The sequence below is a fragment of the Candidatus Methanoperedens sp. BLZ2 genome, from assembly GCF_002487355.1.
Lineage (GTDB): Archaea > Halobacteriota > Methanosarcinia > Methanosarcinales > Methanoperedenaceae > Methanoperedens.
In genome coordinates, this window is sequence record NZ_NTMG01000055.1 from 1 (window position 1) to 19,897 (window position 19,897).

Genomic DNA, 19,897 nt, shown 5'->3' on the forward strand with positions numbered 1-19,897 from the left:
CTGTTTATAAAGATTGTAAAATTGAGATATTACTTAATTTAGGCAGAGTTAAGGCTTAATGAAGTCGGAAAAACTGCAATAGAACAAAAATTTGAAGATGAAACACAAAGAGCAATACGTTCCTTAGAATTGATTGGAAAAGTTGCGGCTGACCAAAGATATAATATGGCTGTAAATGAGGTAGTTTTATACCTCGAAGGAATAGGAAAAGCTGCTGCTGAGCAAAGATTAAAAACAGCAACCGAGCAAGTATTAAAGTCGCTTGAAGAGGTTCTTAAAAAAGTGAAAGGGCATCAATCTTCAAAGAAAGTATCACAGCAGACAGAAGAGTCTCTTAAGAAAATGATGGATATCCTTTGCAAATTAGATAAGGCTTAATGCAATTCTTAAAGTCGAGTACTTCTGCTTTGGTTCCGCAATATTATCTCAGTATTACTGCGATTGGCAACTCGCACTTGATGGGATCAAGACGATCACAAAAGAACTAAATAAGCTTGCCAAATATTCATGAATCCGGCACTATAAATTATGTATTGGTGGGATAGGAGAACAGATTATACGGCAGGGACTGCGTGGGTGGAGATTGGCATAAACATCCTTTTGATAATCCCGAAGCTCATGATAGAAGTGGCAATGGGGCAAATCATGTAACACCGGAGGAGTTCCTTGATGAGACATTTGAGATATTATTGAACGAAAAATTGATTTGAACGATGAAGCTGAAGAAAAACCCATATAAATCTATATAACATCTCAAATCTAATGAGATATTGAATAATATGACCGAATTAGTTGTTGACATTCCGAACGATATCGCAAAAGAAATGAAGAAATTTCGGTTTATGAACTGGAACGAAAAATTGGTCAAAGATATTATCTTCTTCATGAATGAACGGGAAATAGTGGAATCCATACTCGCAAAAAGTAAACTGAAAGAAGAAGATGTTGAAGAAATTGATAATTTGATCAAGCGTGATTTATTTGAAAAGTATTACAAGACTGAGATTGGTGCTTGATACCAATATTATAATCTCGGCGCTGATAAGTAAGAAATCCACAATCAGGGATATACTCCTGACAGATAAGATCACATTTTACCTGCCAGAACTGGTTCTGATAGAATTGCTGAAACATAAACAGCTTCTCTGTAAGAAAACTGGTTTAAGCCAAAAGGAAGTTTTTTTCACACTTTTTTATCTCTTGAACAAAGTGGAGATCATAAAAAAAGATGCATTTTCAAAGAACCTTGAAAAAGCAAAGAACATCATGGAAAAGATCGATTTAAAAGACTCAGAATTTGTCGCGCTCGCCCTATCTATAAAGAATGATGGGATTTTCAGCAACGATGGGCATTTTGATAATTGTGGAATCAAAAGATGGACTGTTGAAGAAATAATAAGGTGGCTGGAGTACTAACAATTCCGACGCTCTCGTTTGTGAAATATCAAAGCTCGTGATCGTGGGCATTATAACCTCGCCCCTTTTGCTTTGTCACTTGTGAAGAAAAGTCGCAATAGCCGCCAGTTCAATAACTGTTTTCTCTGTTCTTGCCATAGCTATTTCCAGATTCTGCAGCGCAATATCCACATTCTCTTTTTCTGCCAGAATCTGCTCAGTCAGTTCATCCATAAATTCTTATTCCTCTTTTTTCTACAAGCTTGCTGAATAATGATTTCCTGGACAGGTCGATGAGATCCACAGGTTTTGATAAATTTTTATATAATTCTGCATAAAAATCAAAGAATAGTCTCGGTTCAATCCCTTTTACACCGATATCTATATCACTTGATTCTTTGTCATTTCGGGTCGAGGAACCAAATAGAATTACAGAGGAGACATTATATTTTTTAGAGTATTTTATGATAATTTCCTTATCTTTTTCTGATATCATTTTCAATGACTCCTGAATTGAATGGTTTATCTCTTGGCATATTTATAAATCCCTTTTATCACCATTTTTAAAGGACACAATAGTATATAATTCCTTCATTCAGTGAGATTGGTAAAATTTTGCATAAATTTGTAGGTTCATATTGATAATGCAAAAGATAAGTTTGCTATACGAAAATTCCTGCACAATCGTTCGTGAGATGTCAAAACTCGTGGCAGAGGCACAGATATGTTCATGGTTTTGATATTTCTATCGATTCACTGGATGGACATTCAGGTGAGCAAAACTTTCAAACCATCACGTAATTCGTTGGGTATAAACGCGACCTTGAATTGTCTCTCACCAAAGACCATTTTTCCAACAACCAGCAGTCCTTTCTGCCTCAGCAAGCCAATTGTGGATAAGGTTTTTCCCTCCTTCCAGAAGAAATCCATATCATCATCGTAGTCTTTGAGCTGACCATATTTCACAAATCCGCCCTGTTTGATACAAAAAGCAAGCGCTTCCTTAGACTTTTCCGGTAATTCTGAAACGATCTGAGAGAGGTCATTTACAATTTTATTCTCAATCGCCCTGACTTTTTCAGTTTTAAGTCTCTCTTTCAAACCATAATGCTTGCACATCCAATCTATCCAATGAGCCGGATATTTGTTCATTATTGACTGTAGAGAAGAACCCTTGCGTAATGGAATGCTCTCGATCTTCTTAAGCCCGTCATTCTCATAAGCACTCATAAGAATATCCGGATCCAATATAAGTGGCGATGTCGACATAAAAAATACGCCGGCGAAACGGTAATGATCGCCAAATGGATGAATTCTGCCAGTTAAAACGGCGTTTGGATATACGGGACTTGGGGCATGTAATTTAACCTTATAGATTTTGTTTCCCTCCATATCCTTGATCTTTAAAAATAAATCCTTTCTGGAAATAACTATAAATCTGGATCGGATAATGTTTTTCATCTGCAGAACGTTCTCTCTCATTTCAGGACTCAGATCGGGCGTGTTTTTCGCAAATTCTTCTGCAATGGTCATGCCTGTTTCCGGAAGCACTTTTTCAAAAAAAAGCCATGCAAGAAAATTGTTACGCCATTTTTCATCGGGTAGTTCCACATCTTTTTCGGGGAATTCATCTACGTATCTCTGGAATAGTTCCTTTGATCGTTTTCCATATTTTTTGTTTGAGTAGTCAAAAATTGCCTGGTTTACGTTCTCTTCATTTATCATCTAAACCACCATGCTCCTTTCTTTCATAATTATTCAACTCCTCCAGAAATGCGGGACGTTTCTTAAATTCTTCTTTATCGAGAGAGTGAAGATCTTGCGCATCGACATATATTAGATCAGACAACGATAAAATAATTTGCTATTCAATTGATCAGGCCATTATCCTGAAAACTATGCTGGAGAAGGGTGTGGAGATTGTGAGGAAAAAATCCAGTGAACCTTAAAATTTCAAACGATCATTTTATAAAATAAAATACCGAAGCTTTTAAGTCTGATTCCATCCTTACGAGCGAAAGCTTTTCCTTAAAGCCTCGGTGGCTCAGCCTGGCAGAGCGAGAGATTTGTAATCTCTAGGTCGAGGGTTCAAATCCCTCCCGGGGCTTTTTTTAACTAAATCAAAAGCTTTAAAGGTATTTTTGTGAAATAAAAGATGGAATTACTTTTAATATCGGATTTATCCAATCCAAAGTGGTTAATTATTCAGCAAATACTAACAATCGATTCAGAGAGGTCAAAAAAATTACAAGCCGATTTAAAATTTCCAGAAATAAAATCAAATATCGGCCTAAATAGATTTATAAATTTAAAAAATACCCCTAAAATGGTTTCGATAGCAGATTATAAATACTAACAGATTCAAAAAATGTATAAGAGATACAGAAATGTATCCTGTTAAGAGTGGTGGAAATATTATGGTAGAGTCGCTGCACACTGAAGAGCCGATCAAATCGTTCCACCAGAAGTAATCTGCATATCAATACCAAGGAGGTTAGTAAATATGGGAGTTTATGAAAATACACTAAAAGATATAGAGAAAACAATGGGTATAGTTCCTGGTTTCATGAAAGGTTTACCGGAAGATGTCCTTGTCCAGGAATGGCCCCTTTTCAAGAAGTATAACTTTGAAGAAACAGAGATACCTGCAAAATACAGGGAGCTTATGGGTTTGTCCGTGGCAGCCAACATCAAATGCCCCTACTGTCAGCTTTTCCACAAAGGAGCCGCTGCGATGAACGGTGCGACTGAGGAGGAGCTTGCCGAAACTGTATTCCTTGCCAGCTATACTGCCAGGTGGAGTGCTATCATCCATGCCCAGCACTATGACTATCAAAAGTTCAAAGAAGAATTTGAACAGATAGGAGAATATCTGCAAAAGATGGCAAAAAAGTGAATGGTAGTAAAATCAAGAGAGATGGGTTAAATGTTAGGAGATTTGATAGGTGAATTCTGGGGAAAATAATCAGCCAGAGAGTCCCCCCATCCGATGGACCTAATCCAAAAATTGAAACATCAGTACAGCAAAGGGAGAAGCTTCTTGCAGTGGATATGAAGATAACATATTGATCACTATTATCTTCATATTTTTTGATAAAATCCCCTAAAAATAATTATCACTTAATTTGGAATATTTGACAGTACTGTAAATTTGAAGGCATTTTGAAGTTTGCTGCGGATCATAGTAGCCCTCCCAGGGCTTCCTTAAGTTTTATTTAAAACATGATACATTATATAAGCAATTCCGGCCAAATGTGGCCAATCCCATGCTCACAAAAATTATCACAGAAGGCACGACAAAGGTCGAAGTTCCCATCCCTGATGAGAACTCAAGTTTTCCACCATCATCAGCCCCTGTCTTCTATAATCCTGCAATGAAAGTAAACCGGGACGTCGCGGTTGCAGCAATAGCATATTTTTCAAAAGATGAGCCTGGATACACTTATCTTGATGCTCTTTCGGCATCAGGGATACGCGGGCTTCGCATCGCCAATGAAGTGGGTCTTAATATCACAATGAGCGACTGGGAAGGAACTTCATTCGAATTAATAAAAAAGAATATCGAACTCAATAACCTCACGAATTGCACTGCAATAAAGAGAAACGCTAATGTGGTGATGATGGATGATAGTTTCGATATCACAGATCTTGACCCTTTCGGGACCCCGGCGCCGTTCCTGGATGCTGCCTGTTACTCAACAAAAAGGCTGCTTTGCGTAACGGCCACAGATACCGCGCCACTTTGCGGCGCCCACAAGAAAGCAGGTATCAGGAACTATTCAGCCGTACCCCTGAAAACTGAATACTATCCTGAGATGGGAGTCAGGGTTCTCATGGGAGCAGTTGCCAGGACGCTTGCCAAATATGATAAGGCCATGACGCCTTTACTCTCTTATGCTTCGGCTCATTATGTCAGGCTCTTTGTATCAGTGAAAAAAGGTATCAAAGAAGCGGATGAATCCCTAAAAGAAATGGGATTTCTCTCACATTGCTTTAATTGCGGCGATAGGAAGTGGAAGTTCGGGCTGGCTGTCCATCTGGAAGAAAAATGTCCTGTGTGCGGACACACCACATCGCTTGCAGGGCCGCTGTGGCTCGGGAAACTTCATGAACGGGAGTTTTGTGAGAAATTGTTAGTCGAGCTTGAAAAAAGGGAATTTAAAGAGGCTCTGAAACTGGTCGCTGCATGCAGGGATGAACTTCCGATCCCGATGCATTACGACATTCATAAGGTTTGTAAAGCGCTCGGTATAACTGCAATGTCAACCGCCGAAGTTATTTCTGCTTTGAAGGAGCGGGGTTTTCAAGCATCACGAACGCATTTTTCAGGGATTTCCTTTAAGACGGATGCGAGTATGGAGGAAATAAAGAGGGTTGTGTTGGGTCTGAAAAAATTATGAATCAAGGCACTAAACTATCTTTTCCTCCCCCCTCTCTTTAGTCCTGATCCTCACATTCTTCAAAAAAGAAACGCTCCTCGCAAGAACAATCATCTCATCCCTTGTAAGCACTTTCTCTTTTCTTATCTCACCTTCAGGGGCATTTTCAGGAATACCCTGCTGGATTACATAGATGCACTCCCTTCCCACAAGTGCGCTGGCAATTCCCAGAACTTCTGAAAACGGGCGAAAAACGGTTGTCCTGACTTCGATATCAACATTTTCAAGTTCCAGCGATTTGCTTGCGCGCCCCGCGGCATCATCTCTTCCTGTTATATAGCTGTATTTTTGTACATCATCAAGGGGCGCTTTGATATCAAGGAATATCTTATCAAGGAGCTTTTTCTCTATCAGCCTGGAAAGCCGCTCAGGATAGTACCCATTCGTTTCGACGCCAACAAGCAACCCCTGTTCTTTTGCGAATCTTGCAAGATGTTCTAATGCGTCATACTGGGTCGTTGGTTCTCCTCCTGAGAAAACTACGGCGCTAATAAAGGATTTTGCATCAAGGATCTTTTTTTCTATTTCTTCTATTTCCATAACGCTCCCTCCTTTATACAGGGGCTCTATGCGCTGATTTGCAACTTTTATGAAATTATTGTTGGAACAATATAAACATTTAAAATTACATCCGTTAAAAAAAATCACAGATACGGACCTGCCATACCAGTCTATAGTGGATATGGGAATCACTATGCCGCTAAAAATCATTTTCATTTTGTCTCCTTTATCAAAAAGATTATCAGTTAATAAACCAATTTCATATTGGGGCGTTATAATAAATCTTGCGCCTGAAGTATATAAAAATCGGAGGTACAATGACTGAAATGTCAGAGATGTTCAAGAAAATGGGATTGTTCGGGGTAGGTGTGATATCACTTACACAGGAAAAGATCGAGGAATTTTCACAGGAAATGATAAGAAAAGGGGAGATCAGCAGGGAAGAAGGGAAAAAATTCGTAAAAGAAGTTCTTTCAGAAAAAGAAAAACAGATGGAAGAACTTGAAGACAAGATCAATGAGAAAATAAAGGAAACCTTTAAAAAAAGCGGCGTAGTGATGAAAAGTGATATCACTGCTCTTGAGAAAAAGATAGAGAAGCTTGAAAAGACAATCGAGGCAATGACAAAAAAACAGGAAAATTAGATTATTCCAGGAATTAGATCGTGAACCTGCTGGATAAACAATACGTTTACGTGAGACGATACAGGCAAATCGTCGACGTAATGATCAAGCATGGTTTCGGATACCTTGTAGACAGGTTTGGGCTTCGCCCATTCAGGTCTTTTCGAGAAAGAATTTTCAGGCCCAAGCCTCTCAGGGAAGAAATACTCATCCTTTCAGAAGCGCAAAGGCTTCGCCTGACATTGGAAGAACTGGGGCCTACTTTTATTAAATTCGGGCAGGTAGTAAGTACAAGGCATGATATTGTCCCGGAAGCATACATAAAGGAACTTGAAAAGCTCCAGGACCGTGTTCCGCCATTTGAATTTTTGGAAGCAAAAAAGGTTATCGAGAGGGAATTCGGGAAAAAAATCGAGGATATTTTCCAGACATTTAATCGGGAACAGATAGCTTCAGCTTCAATAGGACAGGTCTACCATGCAACATTATACCAGGGTGAAGAAGTGGCAGTTAAAGTCATGAGACCCGCGATCGAGGATATTATCGGGACCGACCTTGTAATCCTTACCAGTATGGCAAAATTTGCGCAGAAGCATATTAAGGAAAGTAAATTTTTTAATCCTGTGGGTTTTATAGATGAATTTTCCCGGATAATAAGGCATGAAATCGACTATACCCATGAGGCACAGAATGCAGATAGGTTTTACGCCAATTTCCAGGAAAGTGAGACCGTCAAGATCCCTAAAATGTACTGGGAATATTCCACAAAGCATGTTCTTTGCCAGGAATTTTCAGATGGAATAAAAATTACGGATATCGATAAAATTGAGGCGGCTGAACTCGATAGGAAAAAAATATCAACAGACCTTGCAAATGCATATTTGAAAATGATATTTGAAGATGGTTTTTATCATGCTGACCCGCATCCTGGAAATATTCTTGTTTCGCGTGAAGGGAAAATTATCTTTCTTGATTTCGGAATGGCAGGACATATTGACCCCGTGCTTCGCGAGAGTCTCACAAATCTCATAATAGCGGTACAATTGGATGATATGGATTTTCTTATTGAAGCTTTATCTGAACTGGGACTTATTAGTGATTCAGGAAGTGAAAGCCTTGTGCTTCGGACTAAACTTGAAGAACTTTTAAACAAGTATTACAGCCTGTCAAGCAAATTCATTGATCCGACTGCGTTCCTTCGTGATTTAATCGATATTTTTTCACGAACAAAAGGCATGATCCCGACAAATTTAATGCTTTTGTCAAAAACACTTATCATAAGGGATGAGATAAGCCGAAAGCTTGACCCTGATCATAATTTTGGAGAAATGACCCAGCCTTATGTCAAGAAAATGCTTGAAGAGCGCACAAAAGCTTCACATATATTAAAGAGCGCTAAAAAAACAGTAATAGATTTTGTTAACCTTATGAAAAATTTCCCAAGAAGATTTAATCATTTACTTTCAAAAGCTGAAAAAGGGACACTTAAATTTGAACTCGAACATGTGGGGCTTGATGGTCTTGTCGAAGAATTGGATATTATAAGCAACAGGTTGTCTTTCAGTATGATCATTGCTTCATTGATCGTGGGTTCTTCACTTATTATCCAGACCAGGATGTCACCGAGCCTGTTCGGTGTGCCTCTTCTTGGTATAATCGGGTTCCTTATTGCGGGATTTTTGGGAATAGGGCTTCTTGTTTCGATAATCAGGTCGGGGAAATGGTGACCATAGTATTCCCGGAGAGTCAAAGAGTTTATTAAACCCTCTGCACATTTATATTACGTGGAAACAATCATAAAAGTACTTGAAAAAGAACCTGAAGTCCTCTTTTCTTTCCTTTTCGGCTCTTATGCAAAAGGCATACAAAATGAAAACAGTGACATTGATATTGCTATTTATCTAATTGATGAGAGCCTGATTGAAAAAGATCCATTATACCCTTCAAGGCTTGCAATTAAAATTGAGAGAGCATTACCTGGAAAAAAGACCGTTGATGTAAGGATTCTCAATGGTTCAACCCTGAGGTTTCGTAGTCAGGTATTAAGATTCGGAAAGCTTCTGTTCTCAAAAGATGAGAAAAAAAGAATTGAATTTGAAACATCGTCTTTAGATCTATATTATGATTTCAAACCCCATCTTGAAAGGTATGATGCTGCCAGGCGAGCAAGGGTTGGCATATGATAAGGCTTCAGGAAATGGCTCAATTCAGGAATCTGCTCGTGCATAGATATGGTAAAATAGATACAAAAAGGATTTTCATAATAATGTCCGAAGATATCAACGATATCAAACAGTTTGTCAATATGATATTGAAATACATTTCTTGAGAAACTTTTTAAGGAGAAAACACGCAATGGCGAACGAATCATTAACCATCATTATCAAAAGAAAACCCGTCCTTCTGATGATCCTGGATGGCTTTGGACTTAGCGAGAAAAAAGAAGGAAATGCCATTGCAGCCGCAAAAAAGCCCAACATTGACCGGCTTTTTTCAACCTATCCTCATTCAACCCTTCAAGCATCAGGCATGTCTGTCGGGCTTCCTGTCGGCCAGATGGGAAATTCCGAGGTGGGGCATCTCAATATCGGGGCTGGAAGGATCGTTTACCAGGACTTGACAAGGATTACAAAATCGATTAAGGAGGGGAATTTTTTCAGCAATTCAATCCTTATTGATGCAATAGAAAATGTCAAAATAAAAGGCTCATCGCTGCATCTTATGGGATTGCTTTCAGATGGCGGAGTACACAGCCACAACACTCACCTTTATGCTCTTCTGAAACTTGCAAAAAAACATAGTATTCGGAATGTTTTCATCCATGCATTCCTTGACGGCAGGGATGTGCCCCCAAGGAGCGCCCTTTCTTATATTGCAGATGCGGAAAAAAGGATGAAAGAACTGGGGGGAGAATTTGCAACAATATCTGGCAGGTATTTTGCCATGGACAGGGACAAAAGATGGGACAGGGTTGAAAAAGCATACGATGCAATGACTGGAATAGGAGAGACGGCGCGATCAGCCAGCCAGGCCGTTGAGAAAGCCTACGAGCGCGGTGAGAATGATGAGTTTGTCACCCCTACTATAATTTTGAAAAATAATGAACCCGTTTCTGTAATTTCGAATAAGGATTCGGTGATTTTCTTTAATTTCCGTTCTGACCGCGCCCGTGAAATAACCCGGGCATTTATTGATGATGATTTTAGTGGCTTTAAACGAAAAATTTTTCCGCACACACATTTTGTGTGCCTGACGCAGTATGATGAGACATTTAAAGTTCCGGTAGCATTTCCTCCCGATCCCCTTAAAAATATTCTTGCAGATATTCTCTCCTATCACAATTTAAAACAGCTTCGCATAGCAGAAACTGAAAAATATGCCCATGTCACATTTTTTTTCAATGGCGGGAGGGAGACGCCTGTTGTTGGTGAGGAACGGATATTGGTGCCCTCTCCGAAAGTAGCCACCTATGACCATATACCGGAAATGAGCGCTTATCCTGTAACCGATGAAGTTGTTAAGGCGGTATCATCAGGCAAGTTTGATATAATTATCCTGAATTATGCAAATCTTGACATGGTCGGGCATACCGGGATATTTGAAGCCGCTGTGAAAGCCACTGAGGCTGTGGATAAATGCGCTGGAAAGGTATTCGAAGCAGTAAGCTCGGCAGGCGGACTTTTGATATTGACAGCAGACCATGGAAATGCCGAGCAGATGCTTGATGAAACAGGCGGGATACACACAGCACATACCTGCAACCCTGTGCCTTTCCTTTTTTGTGATGCCGGAGTCAAGTTAAGGGACGGGATACTTGCAGATATAGCCCCGACGCTTCTTGAAGTCCTGGGAATTGAAAAACCCAAAGAGATGACCGGGACATCCTTAATATCATTATAATATCTTTATATACTTTTCAAACATATTATTCATACACATGGATGCAGCAGGCGATTTGACCATTTTAAATGGCAAACTCACAATTCTTCTGGCTTTCGGGCATGGGGGAGAACTGGATAAGACCCAATTGAGGAGATTCATAGGTTCCGAAGTAATTGCAGAAAAATGGAATAAACCCATAGAAGTGGAACAATCCGAATGTGTTACCGTAATAGTGGCAGGCAGTGAAAAAATAACATGCAGCACAAATGTATATGCAGATGCTTTTATAGCAGGCGCTTCGATCCTTCGTACTGAAATAGAGATCAGGGACAGGATATTGTTCAATGATATCCTGGTAGCTCTCCACTCAAATACGATAATTGTGGAAGGGTTTGATTTTCAGTCATTTGCCATTAAAAAAATAAACGAGATGCGTAAAAAGCTTAATCCTGATATGACTATTGAATATTATCCCCATTTTAAAAAATATACACTTCTAAGACTCAAGGATTTTACTCCGAAGCTTGACTCGAAAGGTCTGAAAGAACACTATGGTGAGATAATAACGCGTTTTCTTTCGGGCGAGACATCCATCCGTCGGCTTCACAGCAAAGAGATCACTGAAAAACTTTCAAATGACCTGTCATATTACGATGAAGATCTTTTTCTTGCTTCTACAGAAGGGGGATTTATACTGGGATGCGAGGATTATATAAAGGACCTTCGCGAACTACTTGAACTTTCCATCTCACTTCTCCTGTTGTTCCAGCTCTATGACCAGAAAATCGACGCTGAGATCACAAATGCTTTTGATGCTATAAAAAAACTTAGCACTTCAAGGTATTATTTCCTTACACAGGTCCCAAGAAAGCTTGAAAAATCCCTGTTGAAAGTAAGTGAGATCGGGCTTGTTATCCTTGATGATATAGAAGACCTCATGAATCCCCAGAAAATTACGCAGGACTGGTACTACCAGTCAGCCTACCAGAAAATGCTAAATACCCTTAAAGTAGGGGACTTTGAAAAAGTCGTGCAGCATAAAATCGATTCGCTGCAAGACCTTTATATTACCGCAAGGGAGCTTTCGTCAGAGCAATTGAATATATTGCTTGAAATCGCAATCGTATTATTGATTTTGTGGGAAGTTGTTAAACCAGCTCTTGTTCCAGGATAATTATTCAGTAACTTCCAGCTCTGGATCTCTAACCACTGGCTCTAATACTTCCTTGTTATATTTCTCAATGTAAATTATTTCCTTGATTCCGGTGTTATCGATCACTTCACGTGCGATCTGCCTTTTGGACATGAGCCATCTCTGGCTATATGTCATTTCAGGTTCGATCTCAACTGTTGCCGTGCCATCATTTAACTGGACAGGCAGATCTTTTCCGACATATAACCCGATGAGACCTTTTACTTTGCCTTCGTCATCTTCAATTTTCTCTTTTATTTCATAGTCGTATGTTACGGTCTGCCCTGCAAGGAACCTGTTAAAATCAACCTGCACCATCCTGCCGATTGCTCTTATTACAACTCCCGGGCGTCCATCTACCTCTACAGGCATTCCAACCTGGACCCTCTGGGTGAACTTTGTAGCTGGTATGCTTTCTATAAGTTCTGGATTCCTGTGGCCGAAAGCTTTCTCCGGAGGAATCGTTACGCTGCCGGTGTATCCAACTTCTTTTCCCACAAAATCCTCGTCCAATCCTGCAATTGTATGCTTTGCACCTACTATGACGACATCTCCGCCGTATTTCCCCTTTTCATTATAAATGCTGTTTGCTTTTGCAACATCTTCTTCGGTCGTGTCAAAAACGCGGCCTTCATCCGTTTTTCCTGAATATGAAACTCTTATAAAATCGCCTTTTTCAATAGTCATAATAAATCATGTCCTTTTTTTGCGTTCTTCATGTATCAATGGTATAAAATACTTACTTACTGAATTGCTTGGAAAGTTTCTGGATGCCGGGGGTATCCATAGATGGGCAAGATGTTATGTTCTTGTTCTACTTTTTGTTTTAGTTGATATGCCTCCCAAATAGTACAAAGAGCGCGGATTTGTAGCTTTTGTCATTCCTGACACTGTATATAAAATCACAACAAGCTTTATTAATCATTAAGAATATATCATTGCAAAAATATAAAAAGAAGGAATCTGGTGGAAGACGAAGAATTTTACAGCCGGCTCAAAGATGAAATGGTTGAGTGGCAAAGGGATGGCATAATAGACAGTACCCAGGCCGAAACCATAATGAAAAGACATGGTGTTGAAAAAAAGACATACAAGCCCGGCAATGTAATAACAGCTCTTTCAACGCTTGCTGTAATACTTATCGGGGTGGGGATAATCCTGTTCTTTGCCTCGAACTGGGAGAAAATACCCGATATTATTAAAATTGTGCTCCTGTTTTTGGCAACATTTTCAAGTTATTATGCAGGATATGTTATAAGATTTGAAAAACAAAATTATCCCAGGGCTGGTCATGCGCTGATTTTCCTGGGCTCTATTCTGGTCGGCGCCAGCATATTCCTTATCGGGCAGATCTTTAACATCAATGTTGACGCACACTGGCTTGTTCTTCTCTGGTTTATTGCCATATCCCCGATGGGTTATGTTTTTGATTCAAGACCCACGATCGGGTTAAGTATCCTCACCTTTACTTACTGGCTGGCCTTTTCGGTAAGTCCTGAATACAGGGGCATGTCATCACCGCTTCTGCTATTCCTGATATTCGGTATTGGCCTTTACAGTATCGGCCAATTGCATCAACTCATGGATAAATGGGCACGATTCAGGATGATATATAAAGGGTTTGGAATATTTTTTATTCTTCTTTCATACTTTTATTTCAGCATCTGGCCAACTGAATTCCGTTACATATACAACTATCCTCAACAGGCGGGCTTTTCAGCCACCGCGCAATTTCTTTTCACAGCCTTTGCAATAATAGCAGTAATTTCTATTCTTGCAAATCTTCTGGCAAAGGAAAAGCTAAAGAGCATACGATATGAATTTTATTTGCTGCTTGCGGCTTTTATAGGCTGGATAGTCCTGTTTGCCATTAATACATATCCCCAGCAATTTTTTACAATGCATGTTGAACAATACAATACTTATTTTGAGATCAGCCCTGGTTCGGAAACCCTGTTATTTGCTGTTTTGAGTGCATTCCAGATAGGGCTTTCGATAGTGACAATCTCCATAGGGTATTATAAGAATGAAGTGGATTTTGTCAACATAGGGATCATTTTTTTTGCACTCGGTGTGATGCAGGTTTACATTAACCACCTGCAGGGGATGCTTCCAAAAGGTCTTGGACTCATTATCGGAGGGATATTCCTGTTCTTCTTTGCAACATATCTTGAGAAAAAGAGAAGAAATCTACTTAATTCCATGAAGGTGACAGAATAATGGAACGTAAAACATTCATCAAAGCAATGCTTGTTCCTGCTGTGATCCTTTTAGGTTTTATCGGTTATAATTATTACACTTTAAACATGGGGCAGGAAATACTTCTGAAGACTGCCCCTGTCGATCCAAACGACCTGTTCAGGGGAAACTATGTGAATTTGCGGTATGATATCTCTGCGATCGACCTTACCGAAATTGGGTACGACAGCCCTTTTATGACTGGAGAGGATGTTTTCGCGACCCTGGCAAAAGGAGAGAAGTTCTGGTTTGTAACAAGGGTTGGACATTACAACCAGCCCCTTCAAAAAAACGAGGTGTGTATGAAAGGAAAGGTAACATACTCTTATCAGAACAGCATCAATGTGAATTGGGGGATTGAGAGCTACTTTGTCCCGGAAGGTAAGGGAAAGGACATTGAGCGGGAAATCCGTGATGTTTCGGTCAAGGTATCGGTGGACAGGACATGCAGGGCGCTTATTAAGGAACTCTATATCAATGATAATCCTGTAAGTTTTGGAAATTAAGCGATTTGCAGGCAAATTTAAGTTCTAATTGACCCAAACGTATTAATAATCACAAATATATCTATATTTGTAATGGCCTCAGAAGATCTGATACATGCAGCAATGGAATCTGATGAAATCTTTATCAGGGAATTCCATAGAATAATTAAGGATGAACTTCATTTGACAGCAGCGGATTTCAGTGAAAAATCAGGCATCCCTGCAAGTACAATATATAAATTATTATCAGGCCAGCGTGAACCTAACATTAAGACCTTAAGGCAGATCGTCTCAGCGCTTCGAAAAATTGAAGGAACTGAAAAAATTGAGTTTATCGCCGTTATCGCCGCCCGCCCGGTCCTTGATTATATCACCGAAAAAAAATTAAAAGTAGCTGGAAGGCTCCTCACAATCAGGGAATATTCTGCCACTTCTATGGAAGAAGCTATTATAGCCGCAGTAAAAGCTGAAAGGGATGGCGCAAAGGCGCTTGTTTGCGCTCCTATTGTGAGCACAACGGTTGAAAAGATATTGCGGATTCCAGTTACTTCGATAATGCCAAAAGATAGCCTGATCGAAGCGATAGAACTTGCAGCGAAAAAGATGGGATAGAAGATTTATGAAATATTCAATGAAAGAACACAATATCTTGGTAATATAGATGAATTATTATTTGAAATATATAATGAATAAGTTATTAGAAAAAATACAGGCACACAATCAGAATCTGCTCATCTCTGGAAAATTGGCAGTAATGGTATTGCACAAAAGGTCAGTGTTGCAGACCAGATTAACCTATTCAACTTCTAAACAATAAACCCATTCGGAAAGGGGTATGCAATTTTCAGGAATACATTCCAGAGAGCAGCCTGTGCATGGTGAGAACAGGTCTCTTGTCATTAATAAATTGAAATTCTTTGCTTTTTTTTCCTTTTTTACAACAGGTTTGATCAGGTAGGTCTTGGTTCCTTTTGAAGAATCCTGTTCTCTTGTGATCAATCCGTCTTTTTCGAGCTTCGTGACGACCCTCGAACATTTACTGCTATCTATTTTAGCAGTTTTCCAGAGTTCGTTCTGGAGAATGCCGTTTTTCTTTGATTGTATCAGCTGCAGGATTTTTTCTTCAATCTCCATTCTATTCCCCTACTCTACCGGACTTAGCATGATAATATTATTTCCTCTTAAGATTACAGAACCAAGGGAGCGTGATTTTACACCCTCTACAATCTCATATGTATCGTTGAGGTGCAGATTTAAATATTCATCAGCACTTTCAAGCTTTCCCTCAAGTGTATGTTTGTCTCCTTTCATCTCAACCTGTATAATCGTACCTATTAATGTCTGAACTTTTTTAGTGGGGAACAAGATATTTGCCTCTATTTTCTTTTATAACCCTTCATTTATCGGTTAGTACTTCAATTTTTGCATTGCTTATGAAATCATGAACTTTTTGGGGATGTTTGAGGATTGTTATCCCTTCAAGTTCACTTAAAATTTTCACGTTCCTTGAATCAACATCACGGACTTTAAGTTTTGTTAATCCACCCGTTATCGCCCCATAACTGCATAATTTTACGCAAAATCCGCATCCATTGCATTTTAATAGATCGATCTGATCGGTAATTGCCTTATTCGGGCATTGTCTCACCGGCGGGCAAATCTCGCACTTTTGACAGATCTCACGGTCTATAAAGAAGGGCATTTTTGATTCTATATGTCCTTCGATATCAACGGGAACAATATAAACCGGAACGTTCCCTTTTACAGCCTGGGCAACAGCATTTGTAACAAGAGTATCTGCTATTCCATACGCAAGTTTAGCGATCGTATTGGAAGTTGCGGGAGTGACGACAAGAGCATCGTATTTTTTCAATAGCAATCTTCCAGCTTTCGGGAAGCTTGCACCCTGCTCTTGCTCACAAAAGCATTCTTCAAGGTAGTTGCCGCTTGAAATATTAATCAGATCGTTTTGCAATCCGTACATTTTAATAACTTCTTTTGCGGCACGCGATACAAACGATGTGACCTTAAGATCATTGTTCTTTCTTTTAAGTTCTTTGAAAACATCAAAGCTGTCACGCAAAAAATGCCCGGCGCCAGTAATACACCATGCGATTCTCAAATTAAGCACCAGGGACAGATAGTTGCAAACAATTATAAAAAGTCATTGGATTAGAATTGAATTGAACTAGATCCCTGATCTGCGATCGCCAAATATCTGGAATTCAAGTACCCGATGAAAAAGATCAATTAATTTTTTTAACCGCAACCTGAACTTGATAAAGGGAATAAGCCTGTAATCCAAAAATGAGATCAACCTTTTTTCCAAAAACCTGACATAAAGATATGGAATAATAAAAAGAAGGGAGAAAAGGAGGATTCCAGAAATAAAACCAAAAATTATGGATTGTGGAGATTGTGGAATTATATCAGGATACAGCCTTTTGAAAGTCTCAACGTCGAACATCAATGTAATATCTCTTGTTCTTTTTATAAATACTTAATTGTCAGAATTTATTCCGAAATTTCACTACTTGAATATTTCAGGTACTATTCTTCTTGCCACTTCCCGGTAAGCAGCCACAAGGTCGCCTTTATCGAACCTGAACACATCCTTATCAAGCGATTCTCCGGTTGTCTTATCCCAGAACCTGCATGTATCGCAGGATATCTCATCTGCAAGTATGATTTTACCTTTATATCTTCCGAATTCAAGCTTAAAGTCCGGGAGCAGGAGATTCCTCTTATCCAGGTAATCAACAAGGATAGAATTGATCGAAAGTGCAATTTCTCGAATTTCCGAAAGTTCCTGTCCTGTTGCAAGTCCAAGCGCAAGTGCGATATCATCATTGATCATAGGATCGCCGTGCACATCGCTCTTATAATCGAAAACCAAAATCGGAGGATCAAGTTTCTGGCCGGTCTTAAACGGATATTTCCTGACAAGAGAACCTGCCGCTATATTCCTTACAATGACTTCGATCTTAATGATATCGACAGCATCCACGACCATCTCAGTATCTGATATCATACTGTTAAAATGAGTTTTGATACCTTTATCTTCAAGGAGTGTTAAAAGCTTCGCTGCGATCTGCGCATTGTAATATCCTTTCTTTGGCGCTTCGCTTTTCTTCTTACCATCAAAAGCCGTAAGGCTGTTCCTGAACTCCATTATCAGCTTTTCAGGATCATCAGTTTTATAAACGGTCTTTGCCTTACCCGAATAAAGTTCCAAGAGCTTGATCATTATTTTCCTAGTGGTATCTTTTTGGATATAAAGGAGACGGTTATAATTAATACACAATGATCGAAAATTGAACCGCAGTAATGCGATAATTTGGGTTCTATGTATTATATTCCTCCTAAAAAAAATTTCGGTAAATATATGTAGGTGTATTGTATTTATATCTTAAAAAAATCAGGGAGACAACATAATGACAGAGGATAATGTAGTATTTATCGGGAACAAACCAGTGATGAACTATGTTCTTGCCATAGTTACACAATTCAATAATGGCGCTGCGGAAATTTTTGTAAAAGCAAGAGGGAAAGCAATATCAAGAGCAGTTGATGCAGTGGAAGTTTCAAGGAACAGGTTTATACCTGAAACAAAAATAAAAGAGATAAAGATCGGGACAGAAAAAATTACAACTGACCGGGGAGATTCCAACGTTTCTACCATAGAGATCGTTTTAGCAAAATAGCTCCCATCAAGAATTCGTTTAGTTCAGTGCTTGAAGAAGTAAAAGAGGATAATCCATGATTTTGAGTCAATGGGAATATTTGCAGCTCCCCATGAGGGATTTGAGCCATTAACCTTAAAATTTATGAGTTTTGTAGATATGCATGGCTTCTTTGAACATCTTTTTCTGTTCTTCTGTTACTTTTGGATTCTTCTCATTTTCCCAGAAGTCTTTTGCATCCTTCCCTTTAAGGACTAATCCTAACTCAATCGGCCTTGCCATCTTTCCTCACTTATTATTTTGGTTGTATTCGTGAAATCTCACTATACTTCACAAGTTTACAATAAACTTATTATGGATATTTCCTCTATTTATAATTTTCCCACTTTTTCCACCCTGAAATCTGTATATAGTTTGTGGTATTGATCATAACTTTATGTTGCATCATGGTTTTTATATCAATAGAAGTTCTCATGGTTGCATTCAATGACAGGGAAGCTCTCCATCATCGAAACAAAAAGAGGTTATCAGTGGAGCAGATCAAGACGCAAATTCTGGAAAAAGGGGGAAAGCGCCGGACATGAGCAGATCGTTCATGATATTTTGATAGACTGTGACGCTGATGCTATTGTGCTCAAGATCGAGCAGATAGGAGGCGTCTGTCCTATCGGATACAGGTCGTGTTATCACCGGACGATCGAGAGTGAGGTTGTTGGGGAGAACTTGCTCGAGCCGGAGGATGTTTATAAGAAATATGATGAAGGTGCGAAAGACAAAATGTCAAACACCTAGAAGTAGCATGAAATAATATCTTTGAATATTATTGTATTTTGTCTGAGCTATCTGTCTTAAAAATGCATATTAGAAAAAATTATATGCAGTTATTGATAGATAACCTTTAATAGTCTCTGCAAAGATAAGAATTTTGTTTTATGATGAAAATTAAAGAAATTAATTGGCCGTGACACAAAATTGAAATCAAATTAGGATACTAAATGGATTCTCGCAAAGTGAATGTGCTGATATTCTTGACCGTTTTATTAGTTTTGACGGTCTCAGAAACTGTTCAGGCGCAGAAGGTTGACATTAATGCTAGTGAAATTGTGAGTCTAATTAATTATGAATATGGACTAAATAGAGAATATTCTGATAACATAATATCTGGAACGTTCAATTTAACCGACCAATATATTGATAAAAATATAGTGATTACAAATTCGGAATTTAGAGATTATGTCGATTTAACTAATATTAAATTTAGATCTCCTATTAATTTTCAAGGTAGTACTTTTCGAGGCAAGACAAGTTTTAAAGGTGTAAGGTTTGATGAAAATGCTAATTTCAGAAAAGTAAATTTTAGTAATGATGTTGATTTTAGGGGAGCAAATTTTAATGGGCAATGGGCTAAGGGAGTGTAATCTTTTTTGCTGAAACTATCCTTATGAATATCCCTTCATAT

General features: G+C 38.9%; 30 protein-coding genes and 1 tRNA gene. 20 read left to right on the plus strand and 11 right to left on the minus strand.

Annotated features, from left to right (window positions below; all coding sequences use genetic code 11):
• Positions 1-165: 165 nt before the first annotated feature.
• The 4 genes from CL181_RS09905 (at position 166) to CL181_RS09915 (ending at position 1,416) form a co-directional block, all read left to right on the plus strand.
• On the plus strand, positions 166-378 hold the full coding sequence (locus CL181_RS09905; protein WP_176505151.1) for a hypothetical protein: 213 nt from the start codon (positions 166-168) through the stop codon (positions 376-378).
• Positions 379-572: 194 nt separating this feature from the next.
• Entirely contained in the window at positions 573-710 is a 138-nt protein-coding gene (locus tag CL181_RS20320; RefSeq protein ID WP_176505152.1) for a hypothetical protein, read from the plus strand.
• Positions 711-779: 69 nt separating this feature from the next.
• A complete protein-coding gene (locus CL181_RS09910; RefSeq protein ID WP_097299154.1) occupies positions 780-1,016 on the plus strand; it encodes a hypothetical protein in 237 nt (78 codons plus the stop codon).
• Complete coding sequence (locus CL181_RS09915; protein ID WP_176505153.1) at positions 982-1,416, plus strand: PIN domain-containing protein; 435 nt, start codon at positions 982-984, stop codon at positions 1,414-1,416. The genes CL181_RS09910 and CL181_RS09915 overlap by 35 nt, the downstream gene beginning before the upstream one ends.
• A 75-nt stretch (positions 1,417-1,491) precedes the next feature.
• Here CL181_RS09915 and CL181_RS20325 read toward each other — a convergent pair whose 3' ends face one another.
• The 3 genes from CL181_RS20325 to CL181_RS09925 form a co-directional block, all read right to left on the minus strand.
• The gene (locus CL181_RS20325; protein ID WP_176505154.1) at positions 1,492-1,629 is read right to left on the minus strand and encodes a hypothetical protein; all 138 of its coding nucleotides are present in this window, start codon (positions 1,627-1,629) and stop codon (positions 1,492-1,494) included.
• Positions 1,622-1,891 (minus strand): nucleotidyltransferase family protein, encoded by a 270-nt coding sequence (locus CL181_RS09920; protein WP_097299156.1) that lies wholly within the window; start codon positions 1,889-1,891, stop codon positions 1,622-1,624. The genes CL181_RS20325 and CL181_RS09920 overlap by 8 nt, the downstream gene beginning before the upstream one ends.
• 272 nt (positions 1,892-2,163) lie before the next feature.
• Positions 2,164-3,120, minus strand: a complete 957-nt coding sequence (locus tag CL181_RS09925; protein WP_097299157.1) for a hypothetical protein — start codon at positions 3,118-3,120, stop codon at positions 2,164-2,166.
• 308 nt (positions 3,121-3,428) lie between these two features.
• On the opposite strand from CL181_RS09925, the gene CL181_RS09930 reads away from it, so the two are divergent.
• The 4 genes from CL181_RS09930 (at position 3,429) to CL181_RS09945 (ending at position 5,795) form a co-directional block, all read left to right on the plus strand.
• Positions 3,429-3,502 (plus strand) — tRNA-Thr (locus tag CL181_RS09930).
• A 48-nt stretch (positions 3,503-3,550) separates the two neighbouring features.
• The gene (locus CL181_RS09935; RefSeq protein WP_097299158.1) at positions 3,551-3,751 is read left to right on the plus strand and encodes a hypothetical protein; all 201 of its coding nucleotides are present in this window, start codon (positions 3,551-3,553) and stop codon (positions 3,749-3,751) included.
• 147 nt (positions 3,752-3,898) lie between these two features.
• Positions 3,899-4,291, plus strand: a complete 393-nt coding sequence (locus CL181_RS09940) for a carboxymuconolactone decarboxylase family protein (RefSeq protein WP_097299159.1) — start codon at positions 3,899-3,901, stop codon at positions 4,289-4,291.
• A gap of 370 nt (positions 4,292-4,661) precedes the next feature.
• Entirely contained in the window at positions 4,662-5,795 is a 1,134-nt protein-coding gene (locus CL181_RS09945; protein WP_097299160.1) for a tRNA (guanine(10)-N(2))-dimethyltransferase, read from the plus strand.
• A gap of 9 nt (positions 5,796-5,804) precedes the next feature.
• Here CL181_RS09945 and CL181_RS09950 read toward each other — a convergent pair whose 3' ends face one another.
• Positions 5,805-6,551, minus strand: coding sequence for an anaerobic ribonucleoside-triphosphate reductase activating protein (locus tag CL181_RS09950; RefSeq protein ID WP_320410174.1), 747 nt, complete (start codon positions 6,549-6,551; stop codon positions 5,805-5,807).
• A 101-nt stretch (positions 6,552-6,652) separates the two neighbouring features.
• On the opposite strand from CL181_RS09950, the gene CL181_RS09955 reads away from it, so the two are divergent.
• The 6 genes from CL181_RS09955 to CL181_RS09980 are packed head-to-tail and all read left to right on the plus strand — an operon-like array spanning position 6,653 to position 12,014.
• Positions 6,653-6,979, plus strand: a complete 327-nt coding sequence (locus tag CL181_RS09955; protein ID WP_097299161.1) for a phasin family protein — start codon at positions 6,653-6,655, stop codon at positions 6,977-6,979.
• A 20-nt stretch (positions 6,980-6,999) separates the two neighbouring features.
• Positions 7,000-8,685 carry an AarF/ABC1/UbiB kinase family protein gene (locus tag CL181_RS09960; protein WP_141398868.1) on the plus strand — a complete coding sequence of 562 codons (1,686 nt, stop codon included), beginning with the start codon at positions 7,000-7,002 and terminating at the stop codon, positions 8,683-8,685.
• Between the two features lie 57 nt (positions 8,686-8,742).
• Positions 8,743-9,141, plus strand: a complete 399-nt coding sequence (gene mntA, locus CL181_RS09965; RefSeq protein ID WP_176505155.1) for a type VII toxin-antitoxin system MntA family adenylyltransferase antitoxin — start codon at positions 8,743-8,745, stop codon at positions 9,139-9,141.
• Positions 9,138-9,287 carry a HepT-like ribonuclease domain-containing protein gene (locus CL181_RS21510; RefSeq protein ID WP_097299164.1) on the plus strand — a complete coding sequence of 50 codons (150 nt, stop codon included), beginning with the start codon at positions 9,138-9,140 and terminating at the stop codon, positions 9,285-9,287. Before mntA ends, CL181_RS21510 begins: the two co-directional genes overlap by 4 nt.
• A 26-nt stretch (positions 9,288-9,313) precedes the next feature.
• Positions 9,314-10,858, plus strand: coding sequence for a 2,3-bisphosphoglycerate-independent phosphoglycerate mutase (gene gpmI / locus CL181_RS09975; protein ID WP_217993141.1), 1,545 nt, complete (start codon positions 9,314-9,316; stop codon positions 10,856-10,858).
• 37 nt (positions 10,859-10,895) lie between these two features.
• The gene (locus CL181_RS09980) at positions 10,896-12,014 is read left to right on the plus strand and encodes a hypothetical protein (RefSeq protein WP_097299165.1); all 1,119 of its coding nucleotides are present in this window, start codon (positions 10,896-10,898) and stop codon (positions 12,012-12,014) included.
• On the opposite strand, the gene CL181_RS09985 is transcribed toward CL181_RS09980, so the two are convergent.
• Positions 12,015-12,719, minus strand: a complete 705-nt coding sequence (locus tag CL181_RS09985; RefSeq protein ID WP_097299166.1) for a peptidylprolyl isomerase — start codon at positions 12,717-12,719, stop codon at positions 12,015-12,017.
• Between the two features lie 279 nt (positions 12,720-12,998).
• On the opposite strand from CL181_RS09985, the gene CL181_RS09990 reads away from it, so the two are divergent.
• From CL181_RS09990 to CL181_RS10000, 3 genes are all read left to right on the plus strand, one after another.
• Positions 12,999-14,252 (plus strand): DUF2157 domain-containing protein, encoded by a 1,254-nt coding sequence (locus CL181_RS09990; protein ID WP_097299167.1) that lies wholly within the window; start codon positions 12,999-13,001, stop codon positions 14,250-14,252.
• Positions 14,252-14,776 carry a GDYXXLXY domain-containing protein gene (locus CL181_RS09995; RefSeq protein ID WP_097299168.1) on the plus strand — a complete coding sequence of 175 codons (525 nt, stop codon included), beginning with the start codon at positions 14,252-14,254 and terminating at the stop codon, positions 14,774-14,776. The genes CL181_RS09990 and CL181_RS09995 overlap by 1 nt, the downstream gene beginning before the upstream one ends.
• A 72-nt stretch (positions 14,777-14,848) precedes the next feature.
• Positions 14,849-15,367, plus strand: coding sequence for a helix-turn-helix domain-containing protein (locus tag CL181_RS10000; protein ID WP_097299169.1), 519 nt, complete (start codon positions 14,849-14,851; stop codon positions 15,365-15,367).
• Between the two features lie 183 nt (positions 15,368-15,550).
• On the opposite strand, the gene CL181_RS10005 is transcribed toward CL181_RS10000, so the two are convergent.
• From CL181_RS10005 to purC, 5 genes are all read right to left on the minus strand, one after another.
• Entirely contained in the window at positions 15,551-15,889 is a 339-nt protein-coding gene (locus CL181_RS10005; protein ID WP_097299170.1) for a MarR family transcriptional regulator, read from the minus strand.
• 9 nt (positions 15,890-15,898) lie between these two features.
• Positions 15,899-16,120, minus strand: coding sequence for an LSM domain-containing protein (locus tag CL181_RS10010; RefSeq protein ID WP_097299171.1), 222 nt, complete (start codon positions 16,118-16,120; stop codon positions 15,899-15,901).
• A 31-nt stretch (positions 16,121-16,151) separates the two neighbouring features.
• A complete protein-coding gene (locus tag CL181_RS10015) occupies positions 16,152-16,877 on the minus strand; it encodes a dihydromethanopterin reductase (acceptor) (RefSeq protein WP_394336512.1) in 726 nt (241 codons plus the stop codon).
• A gap of 66 nt (positions 16,878-16,943) precedes the next feature.
• Positions 16,944-17,222: a hypothetical protein gene (locus CL181_RS10020; RefSeq protein ID WP_097299173.1), complete on the minus strand. Its 279-nt coding sequence runs from the start codon at positions 17,220-17,222 to the stop codon at positions 16,944-16,946.
• A 63-nt stretch (positions 17,223-17,285) separates the two neighbouring features.
• Positions 17,286-17,999 (minus strand): phosphoribosylaminoimidazolesuccinocarboxamide synthase, encoded by a 714-nt coding sequence (purC, locus tag CL181_RS10025; RefSeq protein ID WP_097299178.1) that lies wholly within the window; start codon positions 17,997-17,999, stop codon positions 17,286-17,288.
• Positions 18,000-18,189: 190 nt separating this feature from the next.
• On the opposite strand from purC, the gene albA reads away from it, so the two are divergent.
• Positions 18,190-18,459 carry a DNA-binding protein Alba gene (gene albA / locus CL181_RS10030; protein ID WP_097299174.1) on the plus strand — a complete coding sequence of 90 codons (270 nt, stop codon included), beginning with the start codon at positions 18,190-18,192 and terminating at the stop codon, positions 18,457-18,459.
• 114 nt (positions 18,460-18,573) lie between these two features.
• On the opposite strand, the gene CL181_RS20330 is transcribed toward albA, so the two are convergent.
• Entirely contained in the window at positions 18,574-18,720 is a 147-nt protein-coding gene (locus CL181_RS20330) for a hypothetical protein (protein ID WP_176505156.1), read from the minus strand.
• Between the two features lie 204 nt (positions 18,721-18,924).
• On the opposite strand from CL181_RS20330, the gene CL181_RS10035 reads away from it, so the two are divergent.
• Together CL181_RS10035 and CL181_RS10040 are read left to right on the plus strand one after the other, a co-directional pair.
• The gene (locus tag CL181_RS10035; RefSeq protein ID WP_255251533.1) at positions 18,925-19,230 is read left to right on the plus strand and encodes a phosphoribosyl-AMP cyclohydrolase; all 306 of its coding nucleotides are present in this window, start codon (positions 18,925-18,927) and stop codon (positions 19,228-19,230) included.
• Between the two features lie 203 nt (positions 19,231-19,433).
• Positions 19,434-19,856: a pentapeptide repeat-containing protein gene (locus CL181_RS10040; RefSeq protein WP_097299175.1), complete on the plus strand. Its 423-nt coding sequence runs from the start codon at positions 19,434-19,436 to the stop codon at positions 19,854-19,856.
• Positions 19,857-19,897 lie beyond the last annotated feature (41 nt).

Excerpts from the sequence above, each read along its gene's own strand:
- CL181_RS09905 (WP_176505151.1), top strand. The coding sequence starts at position 166 with ATGGCTGTAAATGAGGTAGTTTTATACCTCGAAGGAATAGGAAAAGCT.
- CL181_RS09910 (WP_097299154.1), top strand. The coding sequence starts at position 780 with ATGACCGAATTAGTTGTTGACATTCCGAACGATATCGCAAAAGAAATG.
- CL181_RS20325 (WP_176505154.1), bottom strand. The coding sequence starts at position 1,629 with ATGGATGAACTGACTGAGCAGATTCTGGCAGAAAAAGAGAATGTGGAT.
- CL181_RS09920 (WP_097299156.1), bottom strand. The coding sequence starts at position 1,891 with ATGATATCAGAAAAAGATAAGGAAATTATCATAAAATACTCTAAAAAA.
- CL181_RS09925 (WP_097299157.1), bottom strand. The coding sequence starts at position 3,120 with ATGATAAATGAAGAGAACGTAAACCAGGCAATTTTTGACTACTCAAAC.
- CL181_RS09935 (WP_097299158.1), top strand. The coding sequence starts at position 3,551 with ATGGAATTACTTTTAATATCGGATTTATCCAATCCAAAGTGGTTAATT.
- CL181_RS09940 (WP_097299159.1), top strand. The coding sequence starts at position 3,899 with ATGGGAGTTTATGAAAATACACTAAAAGATATAGAGAAAACAATGGGT.
- CL181_RS09945 (WP_097299160.1), top strand. The coding sequence starts at position 4,662 with ATGCTCACAAAAATTATCACAGAAGGCACGACAAAGGTCGAAGTTCCC.
- CL181_RS09950 (WP_320410174.1), bottom strand. The coding sequence starts at position 6,551 with ATGAAAATGATTTTTAGCGGCATAGTGATTCCCATATCCACTATAGAC.
- CL181_RS09955 (WP_097299161.1), top strand. The coding sequence starts at position 6,653 with ATGACTGAAATGTCAGAGATGTTCAAGAAAATGGGATTGTTCGGGGTA.
- CL181_RS21510 (WP_097299164.1), top strand. The coding sequence starts at position 9,138 with ATGATAAGGCTTCAGGAAATGGCTCAATTCAGGAATCTGCTCGTGCAT.
- gpmI (WP_217993141.1), top strand. The coding sequence starts at position 9,314 with ATGGCGAACGAATCATTAACCATCATTATCAAAAGAAAACCCGTCCTT.
- CL181_RS09980 (WP_097299165.1), top strand. The coding sequence starts at position 10,896 with ATGGATGCAGCAGGCGATTTGACCATTTTAAATGGCAAACTCACAATT.
- CL181_RS09985 (WP_097299166.1), bottom strand. The coding sequence starts at position 12,719 with ATGACTATTGAAAAAGGCGATTTTATAAGAGTTTCATATTCAGGAAAA.
- CL181_RS09995 (WP_097299168.1), top strand. The coding sequence starts at position 14,252 with ATGGAACGTAAAACATTCATCAAAGCAATGCTTGTTCCTGCTGTGATC.
- CL181_RS10000 (WP_097299169.1), top strand. The coding sequence starts at position 14,849 with ATGGCCTCAGAAGATCTGATACATGCAGCAATGGAATCTGATGAAATC.
- CL181_RS10005 (WP_097299170.1), bottom strand. The coding sequence starts at position 15,889 with ATGGAGATTGAAGAAAAAATCCTGCAGCTGATACAATCAAAGAAAAAC.
- CL181_RS10020 (WP_097299173.1), bottom strand. The coding sequence starts at position 17,222 with ATGTTCGACGTTGAGACTTTCAAAAGGCTGTATCCTGATATAATTCCA.
- albA (WP_097299174.1), top strand. The coding sequence starts at position 18,190 with ATGACAGAGGATAATGTAGTATTTATCGGGAACAAACCAGTGATGAAC.
- CL181_RS20330 (WP_176505156.1), bottom strand. The coding sequence starts at position 18,720 with ATGGCAAGGCCGATTGAGTTAGGATTAGTCCTTAAAGGGAAGGATGCA.
- CL181_RS10035 (WP_255251533.1), top strand. The coding sequence starts at position 18,925 with ATGACAGGGAAGCTCTCCATCATCGAAACAAAAAGAGGTTATCAGTGG.
- CL181_RS10040 (WP_097299175.1), top strand. The coding sequence starts at position 19,434 with ATGGATTCTCGCAAAGTGAATGTGCTGATATTCTTGACCGTTTTATTA.